The organism is Colwellia sp. BRX9-1 (assembly GCF_014077195.1).
Lineage (GTDB): Bacteria > Pseudomonadota > Gammaproteobacteria > Enterobacterales > Alteromonadaceae > Colwellia_A.
Map to the genome: position 1 here is coordinate 96,324 of NZ_JACGVM010000010.1, position 14,056 is coordinate 110,379.

Genomic DNA, 14,056 nt, shown 5'->3' on the forward strand with positions numbered 1-14,056 from the left:
GCTCAAATAAACGAGGTAAGAGAGTACCAGAATTTTCTCTCAATACCAGACAATTATTAAATTATTTTTAGTGGTATATTTCGGCTTTAAATAACTAAAAAACATAAGCGAATAACAGTAAGACTTAGCGCGATTTTAAAGATAAAAAAAGCTGAATTAATTTATCTTTAATTTGAATAAAAGCTCAAATAACCAAAAAATAAATCATCAAAAATATTGCTTTATTATTCTTGCTTTATTTTTATAATTAATATTTAATTTTTAATGTTGTTACGGGAGGTTTTTAGCTAAGCCATCTGGTCATACCTTTATTGAGTAGAGAAGATTACCGTGATACTGTAATTAAACTTAAGATATGGATGTCTTTTAGGCCAGTAGGTCACCCTTTAATTTAATTTGGTTTAATTGTTAGGTAAAACGCTTTTATCTAAGACATTTTAATAATAAATGCACACCTTTATCACATTAAGTAAATATCGGATTACAATTAAAGGATGAGCAACGTAACACAAGGCTTAATTAATGCTGAATCTCACCATAAAACAAAAAATCATCTTTGGTTTTACTACGATTGGATTATTATTATTAACGGCAAGTAGCTTTTTTTACTATTCATTAAGTAAAATTTCTGACGCCAATAATAATGTTGAAACATTAGCCGTTCCTGTGCAAAAACAAAGTGGCACGTTACAAGTTCAATTGCTGAAAATGATGAAGCAAGCGGCTGTCGCTTATACACAATCCGATGCTAATGAGTTACAGGAAAGTTTAGAGCAGTTTAATCATCTACAAAAAGATTACCAAGCAACTGTTCAGCTATTACGCCTGAAAGTGACTAAGCAAGCAAAAATGCAATCGGCTCTTGAAGAAGCACAAGTCCAATATCAACAATACTCAACCGATATTCAAGCAATGTTCTCAGCTAAAATAGGGCATCAGCAAGCAAAAAGAGACTTCCAAGCTGACTATAAAACTTTTGAAAATGCGCGTTATCAAGCAAGCACCTATATGCTTGATTTAGAAATTATTGAAGCGACGGGTCAGGAGAAGTTACTTGATGAAGTTATTGGTACAGGTACGCGCATTGATGACTCACTTTTTAGCTTAAAAAACACTATGTCAGGGCTTGACCGAATAGAATCAACAGACTTAGTGACTAAACACCAAGATGATATGATTTTTTTAATCAATAATATTGAAACTAATTTTGCTTATTTAGTCCAGCAAGCTGAGCCACTTAATGCTAATGAACTGTTAAATGACTTTAAGCAGAACTTGACGCTGATGCAAGAATCAATTCAACAACCAGGTCGTTTATACCAACTACAACTACAAACAATTAATCTACAATATCAAGCAAAAGAAGCTTATCTTTCTGCAACCCAATCTTATAATTTAAGCTATGCCAAGCTAGATGAATTAGTTTTATTAGCGAATAAACGTTTTGCTCATTTTCAAAACAATGCCCAAGAAGAAATTGAAAGAGGAAAAACTTTAGCCATCGTTTTAGCGTTAATATTTATTGTTATGGCGAGCTTTATTACTTATGTCACAACTAAAGCCATGATTGGTCCATTACGGGCAGTAAACAAAGCCTTGGCATTAATCGCTAGTGGTAACTTGTCAAAGCGCATGGAAAAACGCAGTGATGATGAGTTTGGCGGGCTGATTACTAATATTAATAAGTTATCTGATGATCTAACTCAATTACTTAACGCCATTAATAAAGACGCCCATTCGCTTGATGAATCTGCGGCGTTAACCAATCAACAAAGTTTGTTTATATCAGAATCCGCCAGTCAACAAATTACCCGTATTGATAATGCCAAACAGCTTGCTGAACAAATGTTTGCTAGTTCAAGTATGGTAAAAGATGAAGCAGTGACTACCGCTTCCCATGTCACTGAAGCATCACAACGCAGCCAAGACATTAATAATATTGCTAACGATAACAGCCAGCGTATTAAGCAATTATCAACTCGACTGGGTGAATCAGTGGAAGTCATGGAATTACTTAGCCAGCATAGTCGCAGCATAGGTAGTATTTTAGATACCATTGGTGGTATTGCTGAGCAGACTAACTTACTTGCTTTAAACGCGGCTATTGAAGCAGCAAGAGCCGGAGAGCAAGGTCGTGGCTTTTCAGTGGTTGCTGATGAGGTAAGATCATTAGCTTCTCGCACTCAGGCGTCCACCGCTGAAATACAAGTGATGATTAATAATTTACAAAAAGATACTACTATTGCGGTCAAGGCGATTTCTGAAGGCCAAACACAAGCCAGTGAATGTGTGGCTCAAAGTCAGCAATTAAGCCATGCTATTAACCAAATTGAGGACACCTTAAAAGCAATTGACTCGATGAGCAAAAGTATTACTACTGCAGCACAAGAGCAGTTGGTTTATAGTGAGCAAATAGAACAAACAATGAATGAAACGGCTGATGCGGCAAATAAGAATGCTATGGAAGCGAGTAATATGCACAAAAGAAGTGAAGATGTCAGTACTTTAGCGCATTCTCTAACCAGCTCAGTAGAGCGTTTTACACTTTAAGCGGCGGATTTATTAGCGCTAGTTAAAGTAGTGTCGAGCGTCATCATTAATAGCCAGAAGATGACGCCAACACAACTTTGTATGGTGTGGTTAACGCCACTTAATTCATGGTAACAAACTCTTCTGCACTTGTTGGATGTATCGCAATAGTGTTATCAAAGTCGGCTTTAGTTGCGCCCATTTTCATGGCAACCGCAAACCCTTGCAACAATTCATCACTACCAAAGCCAATACTGTGAATGCCAACAATTTTTTCTTCTTTACCAACACAAATAAGTTTCATACGCGTAGGATCACGATAATCTTCAGTCATCGCCTGATACAAAGCAGTGAACTGTGAATTGTAAACCTTAACCTCTTCTACGCCGTATTCGTCAAGCGCTTCTTTTTCAGATAGGCCAACCGTACCAATAACTGGGTGACTAAACACAACCGTGGCAATATTTGAATAGTCTAAATGCTCGTCAGGTTTATTATTAAATAAACGTTCACATAAGCGACGACCTGCGGCAACAGCGACCGGTGTTAATTGTGCACGACCAGTATTGTCACCGACTGCATAGATACCTTTAACATTCGTATTTTGGTATTTGTCTGTTGAAATAAAGCCTTGTTCGTTCATTGCGACGCCAGCCAACTCAAGATTAATTTTATCTGTTGCTGGCTCTCGCCCTATTGCCCAAATTAAAGAGTCAACAGGCCCAACAGACTTACCATTTTCCAAATGGATGGTCAGTTGACCATTATCGTGTTTTTCAACATGACTGGGTGTACTGTGGGTATGCAGTGTTGGACCATGTTTTGCCATTTGTTCGACTAACGTGTCACTGAGCATATCGTCAAAACCACGTAGTGGCTTTTCTTTACGCACTAATAAATGTGAGGTGGTGCCTAAAGCATGAAATACGCCAGCAAGTTCTACGGCAATATAACCTGCCCCAACAACCGCAACACTTTTAGGTTGTTCTGTTAATGCGAAAAAGCCGTCAGAATCGATACCATGCTCTGCACCTTCAATACTTGGAATGCTCGGACGACCACCGGTAGCAATAACAATATGGTCAGCGGTAATTTGTTCGCCATTAACTTCGACAGTGTTTTTATTGATAAATTTGGCAAAACCATCAATGACAGTAACACCGTTACTGGCAAAACCACGAGCATAGGCTGCATGAATGCGCTCTATATAAGCTTCCCTGTTTTTAACTAACGTGCTCCAATTAAAACCTTGTAACGGCGCATTAAAACCGTAATCAGCAGAGTAGTGTAACGCATCGGCAATTTGCCCGGCATACCACATGGCTTTTTTCGGCACACAACCCACATTGACACACGTGCCACCAATTTGCTTAGCTTCTATTACTGCTGCTTTTTTACCGAGCTTTGCTGCGCGATTTGCAGAAGCAATACCGCCACTTCCTGCGCCAATGGCAAGAAAGTCAAAATGTTGAGTCATGTTATTATTCCTAAAAAAATGTATGAGTTATATATGTGGCTAAACAAGCGTTATTCAAGCCAATTAGCTATTCTGGCTTATTCACTTTTATCGCGATAATGTCATCATGCAAAAATTGTTCAATTTTCGCAGCTCCAACTGGCTTACTATAAAGGTAGCCTTGGATAAGGTGACAGTGTTTTTCACCTAAAAATTTCAGTTGTATTTCATTTTCTACACCTTCGGCAATACAAATCATTTTCAAGTTTTTTGCCAAGACTAACGTCGCAGCAACAATCGCTTCATCAGCAGAGTTAATGCCAATGCCAGAAATAAAGCTCCGGTCAATTTTTAATATTTTTAAAGGTAGCTTCTTTAAATAAGACAAGGATGAGTAACCGGTACCAAAATCATCTAAAGCAAGTACCACACCTAATTTATCAAGCGCGGTCATAGTTGCAATAGCTTTATCAGGATCAGAAATAAGCATGCTTTCAGTGACTTCAAACTTAAGCGCTTCTGGAGGTAAATCATGTTCTTGTAAAATATTTTTTAAATAATGAATTAAATTGTCTTCAAGAAAGTGCTGAACAGACAAATTAATTGATAAATAGATATCAGGGCGAATTGCCCGCCATTTTTTCAAATCTATTACACCACGTAAAATAGCCGCTTCAGTCATAGGTATAATCAAACCTAGATCTTCTGAAAGTGGAATAAAATTATCGGGTGGAATTAACTTGTCGCCACTTTGCCAGCGTAATAATAATTCGGCGCCAACGGCCTTACCTTTATATGAGTCAACAATAGGCTGATAATAATTAATAAATTCGCTGTTTTCAAAAGCCAACTTAAGCGTTGATTCAGCAAGTAACCGCTCACTTGCTTCAACATTCATACGGGGTGTATAAAATTGAAAGGTATTACGGCCAAGTTGCTTAGAATGATACATAGCGACATCGGCGTGACGAAGCAACTCATCACTATCTTTGGCATCTTCGGGGAAAAGTGCAATACCTATACTAGCACCAACACTGATGGTATTGCCGTTTAATAGCACCGGCTCGCCAACGGCAGTAATCACCTTCTGTGCAACTCGACCCAGCTGACCATGGCCGCGAAAAGACTCTAGCAGAACAACGAATTCATCACCGCCAATGCGAGCAACGGTATCATCAACCCTCAGAACTGCTTTTAAACGCCTGGTGACTTCTTGTAAGAGCAAATCGCCACAGTCATGACCCAATGAATCATTAACTTGTTTAAACCTGTCTAGATCAATAAAAAACAAAGCAATGGATTGTGACATGCGGGCAGAATAGTCCATTGCATGTTTTATTCTGTCGAGCAATAATGAACGATTAGGTAAATCCGTTAAATGGTCATAATTGGCTAAATAACGCAGCTCTTTTTCTGCATGCTTTTGCGCGGTTATATCGGTAAAAATACAAACAAAATAAATACTATTCGTTGACTCATTAAGGCTGGCACTGACCGTTAAAATAACATGGAATTCTTCACCAGCCTTTGTTGTTATTAGCTCTTCACCTCGCCAATCATCCCCAGCCTTTAAATGAGAAAATAAGGTCTTATAAAACTCAAAGCGATCGTTGGTTAATCCAAATAATTTCGCATCGAAAGCGAACTCTTCATCTTGCCAAGCAAAAACCTCACGCAAGGACTCATTCGCGATGACCCGACTAAAGTTGTCACTAATAATTAAGACCCAATCTTTGGTTTTCTTAAAAGCTTCACCATAGAAGTGAGCACGTTCGGCGTCGGCTAACGACTGGGTAATATTTGTATACGCGCCGGTAATTCTGGTTGGCTTGCCTTTAGTGTCAGTTGCCACAATTTTTCCAAGGTCTTTAAACCACAACCAATGACCATTGGATTTTTTCATTCGGTAACTGCATGAAAAGCTTACCTTAACATCAGCCGCACCCAAAAACTGTAACCATCGTGAATGAAACAATTCACGTTCATCTTTGTGAATTAACGACAAATGCTCATTAAAGCTATAAGAATATTTAAGGTCACTATAACCTAATTCTTCAGAGGCTCGTTTAGCGAACATTAAGTTATTATCGCTTTGCCAATCCCACACTTCACTATTACTACCAGTTAAGGCTAGCTGCAATCTATTTTCTCGGTATTTTACCTCTTCATGTGCGGCAAGTAATAAACGCGTATTTTGTTGGCGCTTTGCATACCACAGCATAAATAAAGTCAACAAGAGCACAATATAAACTAAGTAAGCTAGCGGCGAAGACCAAAGAGCATATTTCACCACGAAGTTAATAACAAAAGCTTCAGAATATTTTTTAGTTTCAGCTGATTGGATACGCACTACCAGCGAATGCTCCCCTGAAGGTAAGCTCGGAAAAGTAATGTGATTTTCAGTGGTTAATGGATAACTTATGTTATCAGCACCTTGTAACTTGTATTCAAACAGGAAATTATTCGTGTTGTTGTAAGATAATGGCGAGAAGTCAATACGAATACCGACATCATCATAGTTTAACTGAACGGTATCACCATTACTCAGCACAAAAGGCAAAGCTAAATCACGTGATAACACGTTAATATTAGTGGCATGTACACTCAGTTGCTCATCATCTTGTTTTGTCTTTAAAACCAGAGGGTCAAAAATGGTTAAGCCGTTCATGGCACCATAGGCAAATGTGTGATTATACATTTCGTAGAAAGCACCACTATTGAACTCTTTACCCACTAAACCATCACTGATACCAAAATTACGAAGATGGTGTGTTTCAGCGTTTAGCATATAAATACCGTTATGGCTGGAAAACCAAAGATCACCTTCAGGGTCTACCATTAAACCGTAAATATTGAGTCCCACATTGGAATTATTTTTGTCATATACATATTTTTTTTCAAACGTTTTACTGTCTAAACCGACCAGTTCTTTACCAGCAAAACTAAACCATAGCAGGCCTTTTTTATCAAAAGCCACATTTTCTATAGATATCCATTCACTTTCTTTAATCTTAGGATTTTGATAAATCATGGTACTTGTTCGTGTTTCAAGATCAAAAAACCATAATGAATTATTGGTAGAAAAAAGCATTTTATCACTATTAGGTAAATAGCCGAGTAAAGTAAAAACCTTATCTTCCGCAATGCTCGCAGTCATTTCATCAAGTGGGTCAATAGCGCCCGTTGTTAATGAAATGCGATTGACACCTTTTTCCGTAATACTCCACAACGTATTATAACGATCATAAAAGAAATCATACTGACCTAACGCAAGCAGCTCTTTTACTTTAACGTCATACGGAATATCAATAATTTTTTTGAGCGCTATATCAAATAACACCACCCCTTTACCGGTAGAAAGCCATAAGCGTTGCTCCAAATCTTCATAAAGATGATCTATGTTCCCACGATGATAAATCGTTTTAGGGGTCTCGGTTGTTAAATAGTGCAACATGGTATCGTGACGCGTATCGAGTAAATTAAGACCATTTTGAGTGCCTATCCATAACTGTTCAGGGTCACTCCTTTTCGCCGTAATAGACCAAACAAGGTTGTCTGTTAAACTTTTTTCACTGTCTTTTTTATAACGATAGTTGGTTACTAAGCTCAGTTTAGGATTCCATTTATAAAGACCGGTAGCCTGAGAGCCCAACCAAAACACCCCTTGTTTGTCTTTCATAATAGCAACTACATCACTGCTTTTAATATGGTCAAAAAACTCATTAAACGAAAAAAGAAATTCTGTGGTGTCTGTTTTTGTATCAATAGCAGACAACCCTAAATGACTGCCTTGATATACGTTATCGCCATCGTCATAAAACTGCCAACTTGAAACACCGTCAGTTACCATTTTGTAAGTGGGTAATTGAAGATCACCCACTAAATAATTGTTAATTTTACTAACCGGCAAGCTATAAACACCATTGTCTGTACCCAAATACAAATGATTATTCGCACTTACATGCAAGTTAAATACTTTATTCGCCCCTACCGCACTAAAGCTGTCTGAGCTAATTTCAGTCGCGGTAATGGCAGGTAATTTTTTCCATTTTTTAGTGTCAACATTTAAGGCAAAAGTGCCAATACGTGTCGCAATATATAAAATATTTTGATGTAACAATATTTCATAAATATTATTAACCGCAGGAAGCTCATTTGATAAATCTAATAGACGCGTACTTTTTTGAGATATTTTGTTATACACGATGATAGTTTTTGCACTGGCAATAAAAAAGTCATTATTGTTGCCCTCGACCATATCCGCTATATAATAATCTTTATTTAGCGGATCTGTTTGTAGAATTTTTTGGTAGGTATCTGTTTTTTTATTGTAAGTAATTAGCCCTTTATCAACGATGTTGATCCAAAGTAATTTGTCCTTATCTTGAATAATCCGGTACGTTTCATAATTTTCAAAATCATTATCTGGCCCAGGTAAACTGCGAAAATTATAACCGTCATACATATTCAAACCATTTTCAGTGCCAACCCAAATAAAACCTTCATCATCTTGAAAAATAGTTTTAACCGAGCCTTGAGACAAGCCATGCTCAACTGACAAGTTTTCTAAATATAAATTATTCACCTCTGCTTGTGCAGTATTTGTGAAAAGCATAGCGCACAGTAAAAAAAGTGAATATAAGGAATTCACAGAAAAAAAACGAAACATAACACCTCGAGAAACTCATGACGAAGACAAATCATATATTTTTAGTATAAGTAAAATACAATTAAAATAAATATTTATCCGAACTAAAAGGGTAAATAAAGAGCCTAATTAACAATAACAAACAACGTATTAACATAGACAGTAGCATTTATTTTTTTAAGGTGATCAATTTTAAGTAAAATAGATTGAAAACAAAAAGCGCTACACCTTGAATCTTTCCCATTAAGGTCTTACATCTACATCATCATTTAATAAAGAATACCGCATTATGAGCAATCCATTATTAACAGTTTCAGATTTACCCCAGTTTTCTCAAATAAAGCCTGAACATATCAAGCATGCTGTTGAGCATGCGATAGCAGAATGCAAAAAAGTGATTGCAGCAGTGCTTGAAGAAAAAACATTTACCTGGGCAAACTTAGTTATGCCTACGGACGAAGCTGACGATACGTTAAGTAAGCTGTGGTCGCCGGTATCCCACATGAATTCGGTGGTTAATAGTGACAAACTACGTGACGCATACGAGTCATGTTTACCACTGTTATCTGAATACAGTACTTTTGTGGGCCAGCATCAAGGGTTATATCAAGCCTACCAACAATTTGCCAACAGTGATGAATATTCACAATTAAGTATTCCTCAAAAGAAAGTCATTGAGAATGCCTTACGTGATTTTAAATTGTCGGGCATCGCATTAAACGATAATGATAAAAAACGATACGGTGAAATCGTTACTCGTTTATCGGAGTTAAGCTCAACATTTGGCAATAATGTACTCGATGCTACGCACGCTTATAGCGTTAATATTACCGATAAAAGTGAACTTACTGGCTTACCTGACAGCGCTATAGAAGCCGCAGCAGAACTAGCAAAAGAACAAGAAAAACAAGGCTGGCTATTCACCTTAGATATCCCTAGTTATTTACCCGTAATGACTTATTGTAGCAATGCGACATTACGTGAACAGCTCTATCGTGGCTTTGTTACTCGCGCTTCAGACCAAGGTCCCAATGCCGGAAAATTCGATAACAGCGACATCATGAACGAGCTATTACTACTTCGTCATGAATTAGCACAGCTATTGGGCTTTAATAACTTTGCTGAGAAATCAATTGCTACCAAAATGGCATCATCAACCTCTGAGGTTTTAGACTTTCTAGAAAACCTAGCGGTAAAATCGAAGGTTCAAGGTCAACAAGACTTAGATGAAGTTAAAGCTTTCGCTGAAAAAGAATTTAACCAAACAGACTTACAAGCTTGGGATCTGCCCTACTATAGTGAAAAATTAAAGCAAAGCCGTTATGCTATTTCAGACGAAGAATGTCGCCCTTATTTTCCAGAAGAAAAAGTTGTAGCTGGCTTATTTGAAGTTGTTCATCGTTTATTTGGCATGACAATTAACCAAGTAGCTAACATCGACACTTGGCACAAAGATGTGAAGTTTTATCAAGTATACGATCGCGATAATAATTTGCGTGGCCGCTTTTATTTAGATTTATACGCCCGCGCCCACAAACGTGGTGGCGCATGGATGGACGATTGTAAAAGTCGTCGTGAATTAGCCAATGGTGATATTCAATACCCTGTTGCCTACCTAACCTGTAATTTTAATAAGCCTATTGGTGATAAGCCTGCGCTATTTACCCATGACGAAGTGGTTACTTTATTTCACGAATTTGGCCATGGTATTCACCATATGCTGACACAAATCAACACCAGTGGCGTTTCAGGTATCGATGGTGTGCCGTGGGATGCAGTAGAGTTGCCTAGCCAATTTTTAGAAAATTGGTGTTGGCAGCCAGAGGCATTAGCCTTTATCTCAGGACACTACCAAACGGGTGAACCACTACCGCAAGCTATGCTTGATAAAATGTTAGCGGCAAAGAATTACCAATCTGCGATGCAAATGTTACGTCAATTAGAATTCAGTATTTTTGATTTTAAAATGCATAAAGATTACCAACCTGCACAAGATAACTCTGGGTATATTCAGCAAACATTAAATCAAGTGCGTGAAGAATATTCAGTATTGAAAGCCGCCGACTTTAATCGCTTTCAACATGGTTTTGGTCATATTTTTGGTGGCGGTTATTCAGCCGGTTACTATAGTTACAAATGGGCAGAAGTATTATCTGCAGATGCCTTTAGTCGTTTTGAGGAAGAAGGCATTTTTAACCCGAAAGTGGGTAATGATTTCTTAACTAATATATTAGAAAAAGGCGGGTCTCAAGAACCCAGTGTCTTATTTAAAGCCTTTCGTGGCCGTGAGCCTGAGATTGATGCTTTACTCAGACATTGTGGTATTGAAGGATAATGAGTGGCCCTAAATAATGGAAAAATTTGACTCACTTTATCAACGCGCCGCCGAACGTAAAGGTGGTGCGGCTATACTCAACCTCTTATTAGGTGATAACCAACAAGATCATTTAGTTGCCAAGTTAGGAGACGATAGAATTTTATCGGCCTTTAGCAAAAAGATCTTTCAAAGTGGTTTTGTCTGGCGTGTAGTAGAAAATAAATGGCCAAACTTTGAAGAAATGTTTTTTAATTTTGATCTCGCTAAAGTCTTAATGATGCCTGAGGAAATGCAAGAACGTAAAGCGGCAGATGCGCGAATTATTCGCAACTTTAATAAAGTAAAAACTATTCAAGCTAATGCCCATATGATGTTTGATGAAATACATAGCGATAATAGCCAGCACGATAGTTTTGCTAAATTTATTGCGGCATGGCCAAGCAATGACATGATAGGTTTATGGGATTACTTAAAGAAAAAAGGTCAACGTTTAGGGGGCAATACTGGCCCCTACGCTTTACGTGCTATCGGTAAAGATACCTTTTTACTTACCCGTGACATTGAAGCCTATTTCCGTGCCAATAAAATTATTGACGGCGGACTGCAAAGTAAAAAAAGCTTAGTTGCCATTCAAAATGCTTTTAATCAATGGCAAAGTGAAAGTGACTTATCACTGAGTCAACTCAGCCGCTTAGTTGCCTATGCAACCGGCGATAACAATGTTCAAGTAGAGTTTGATTAATGGATATGTCTAGAATAGCGGTTGGGTACCTTGATAAAACCGATGTTGATTTAGCTAAAAAAATTGCTAAAAAATGGCAATTAGCCTATATCGGTGACAGCGCTTCAGTTACTAAGCATCCAAACTTACTGTTTTTATTACAAGTCAACTTTCAAGAATTAGAACTGATCAAGCTTGATGAGCCTAAACTCGGTGGTATTAAAGTAGACTTTGTTGATGGCGCGGTTGCCCACCGACGAAAATTTGGTGGTGGACGCGGCCAAGATATAGCTAAAGCGATTGGACTAAAACATGGTTTTACTCCACATGTACTAGACGCTACCGCAGGCTTAGGACGAGACTCTTTTGTATTGGCTACCTTAGGTTGTACAGTAACCATGAAAGAACGTATGCCTATTGTCGCAGCACTGCTAGAAAATGGCTTAGAGCGCGCTAAATTGAACAGTGAGGTCAGTGATATTGCCAGTCGTATGTCACTAGTTCATGCGGCAACGATTGAAGAGTTGTCATTCACTCAACAACCTGATGTTATTTATCTCGACCCTATGTATCCACATCGTGAAAAATCGGCCGCAGTGAAAAAAGAAATGCGCGTATTCCAATCACTCGTCGGTGAAGACTTAGATGCGGATGATTTGCTTGAACCGGCATTGAAATTAGCAAAGTACCGTGTTGTGGTTAAACGTCCAAGCTATGCGCCACCATTAAATAACAAATCGCCTTCAACCAGTATAAAAATGAAAAAAAATCGTTTTGATGTTTATGTCAACCAAGCGATCCCAAAAAATAATTAGCGATACTCGTTTACAACGTACTCCCTATCTAGTGCTGAAAATCTTTCAAAATGGTATGGGCTAAAATTGTAAACGAACTTCCTTCCAAGCCCATCCAAGTAATTACCTACACGGTTTACCCTTTCGTTCAATCTATAGATCTATAGTTTATGATTTCTCAGTGTAAAATCAGTTAGAAAAACAATCATAATTTCTGATATTCAACCAACACTCTAAATGAGCACTCTGTCCACATTGTTGAGGATAGTGGTTGGCTTTCTTTAAGTCAGCAGTCGCTAGTTGCTGACATTTTTTAATATATTTTAGAACTTCATAGTGAACACTTTTTAACTTTCTGGCCTTATGATCGGTTAATATCAGTTTATTTAAAAGTCGACCGTTTTAACATCACCTTTGATAATGCCTACTGTAGCTACATTTCCAACAGGAGAAGGTATGGTTAAGGCGTTATATTGAATGTTGTCATCGATATTTGTACCACACATTAGTGCAACAGTGTAACTTCCTGTTGGAACAAACCCTATGCTGTAAGTTCCATCTACGGCTACTAGTGTTGAAATAAGTGGTGCCGTCGCTGTCGGTGCATCACCGACGAAAGTTTCATCATCTGCATCATAACTATCACCTAATTCGGTTGGTTCACCTTCATATAGATAAACGATACAGCTACCTAAATTAGTATTATCAGCAGAAACATTACCCTTCAATGTTCCATATTCGCTAACAATGTGAACGCCATGAGGTTTAATAATAAAACCATTTTTTGTGGGTGCATTACCGCGCATCACTAATGACTCGCGTAAACTAAATTCAATAGTATAAGCTGGGGTATCGCCGACTTGGATAGAAGTTGACGCAATTTCAAAATCTCCTAAACGTAGTCTAGAGCTAGGGACTTTAATAGAGTATTCGGTCGCATCATTTTCAAGCAGTACATATGAGCCGGCATCGACTACCAGTAATTCCATCGAATAGGTGCCTGGGGCCATAGTTACACCTTGAGCTTCATCAACAATTTTAAGTTGGTCTGTACCCTGAAAATCAAGTAAGTTAACTTTAATGGTTTCTACAATTTCATTATTGTCATTAGTAAATTCAGTAATGACTGTAGTCTCTGTCCCTGAAATAGTAATTTCATCTATTTCAATAAAGACTGAATCCGCCTCATCAATAGGTGCATCACTAATCCCTAAAGAAAATTTTGCTTGCTCAGAGGGTTGTGGTGATGAATTATCACTGCCCCCACAAGCGGAAATTGCCAATATAATAGGGGTGAATAAAAATGGAATTGTAAAGTTTTTGTTAAACATAATATTTACCTTTATTGCTACTTTAGTTAATTAAATTAATAAGTCTAAGGTAAAGTCATACTATGCAAAGCTGGTGCTTTGTTGTTTCATTAATATATTAACAAAACTCACTGATAGACTTTTTCTATAGAAAAAATGAAATCGATTATAGATTCAATTTCACGATTGTCTTTTGACAATTTATCAATTACCAAGTGATTATAATGTAATCACTTACAACATGATAGATATAGTGTTACCAACAAAAATTAATGGCCCTA

At 37.6% G+C, this 14,056-nt stretch carries 7 protein-coding genes; 4 read left to right on the forward strand and 3 right to left on the reverse strand.

All coding sequences use genetic code 11. From position 1 onward, the window contains the following. The first annotated feature begins 522 nt into the window (after positions 1 to 522). Positions 523 to 2,550 (forward strand): methyl-accepting chemotaxis protein, encoded by a 2,028-nt coding sequence (locus H4J76_RS11085; protein WP_182230597.1) that lies wholly within the window; start codon positions 523 to 525, stop codon positions 2,548 to 2,550. Positions 2,551 to 2,650: 100 nt separating this feature from the next. Here H4J76_RS11085 and gorA read toward each other — a convergent pair whose 3' ends face one another. Next, positions 2,651 to 4,006, reverse strand: coding sequence for a glutathione-disulfide reductase (gorA, locus tag H4J76_RS11090; protein ID WP_182215330.1), 1,356 nt, complete (start codon positions 4,004 to 4,006; stop codon positions 2,651 to 2,653). A 67-nt stretch (positions 4,007 to 4,073) separates the two neighbouring features. Then, positions 4,074 to 8,600: an EAL domain-containing protein gene (locus H4J76_RS11095; protein WP_182230598.1), complete on the reverse strand. Its 4,527-nt coding sequence runs from the start codon at positions 8,598 to 8,600 to the stop codon at positions 4,074 to 4,076. A gap of 322 nt (positions 8,601 to 8,922) precedes the next feature. On the opposite strand from H4J76_RS11095, the gene prlC reads away from it, so the two are divergent. From prlC to H4J76_RS11110, 3 genes are read left to right on the forward strand one after another with little or no spacing between them, the layout of a single operon-like run. Further along, complete coding sequence (prlC, locus tag H4J76_RS11100; RefSeq protein WP_182230599.1) at positions 8,923 to 10,968, forward strand: oligopeptidase A; 2,046 nt, start codon at positions 8,923 to 8,925, stop codon at positions 10,966 to 10,968. Positions 10,969 to 10,984: 16 nt separating this feature from the next. Next, positions 10,985 to 11,692 carry a DNA-3-methyladenine glycosylase I gene (locus H4J76_RS11105; RefSeq protein ID WP_182215325.1) on the forward strand — a complete coding sequence of 236 codons (708 nt, stop codon included), beginning with the start codon at positions 10,985 to 10,987 and terminating at the stop codon, positions 11,690 to 11,692. 5 nt (positions 11,693 to 11,697) lie between these two features. After that, a complete protein-coding gene (locus H4J76_RS11110; RefSeq protein WP_182215390.1) occupies positions 11,698 to 12,486 on the forward strand; it encodes a class I SAM-dependent methyltransferase in 789 nt (262 codons plus the stop codon). A 365-nt stretch (positions 12,487 to 12,851) separates the two neighbouring features. Here H4J76_RS11110 and H4J76_RS11115 read toward each other — a convergent pair whose 3' ends face one another. After that, positions 12,852 to 13,796, reverse strand: coding sequence for a DUF4382 domain-containing protein (locus H4J76_RS11115; protein WP_182215323.1), 945 nt, complete (start codon positions 13,794 to 13,796; stop codon positions 12,852 to 12,854). Positions 13,797 to 14,056: the final 260 nt, after the last annotated feature.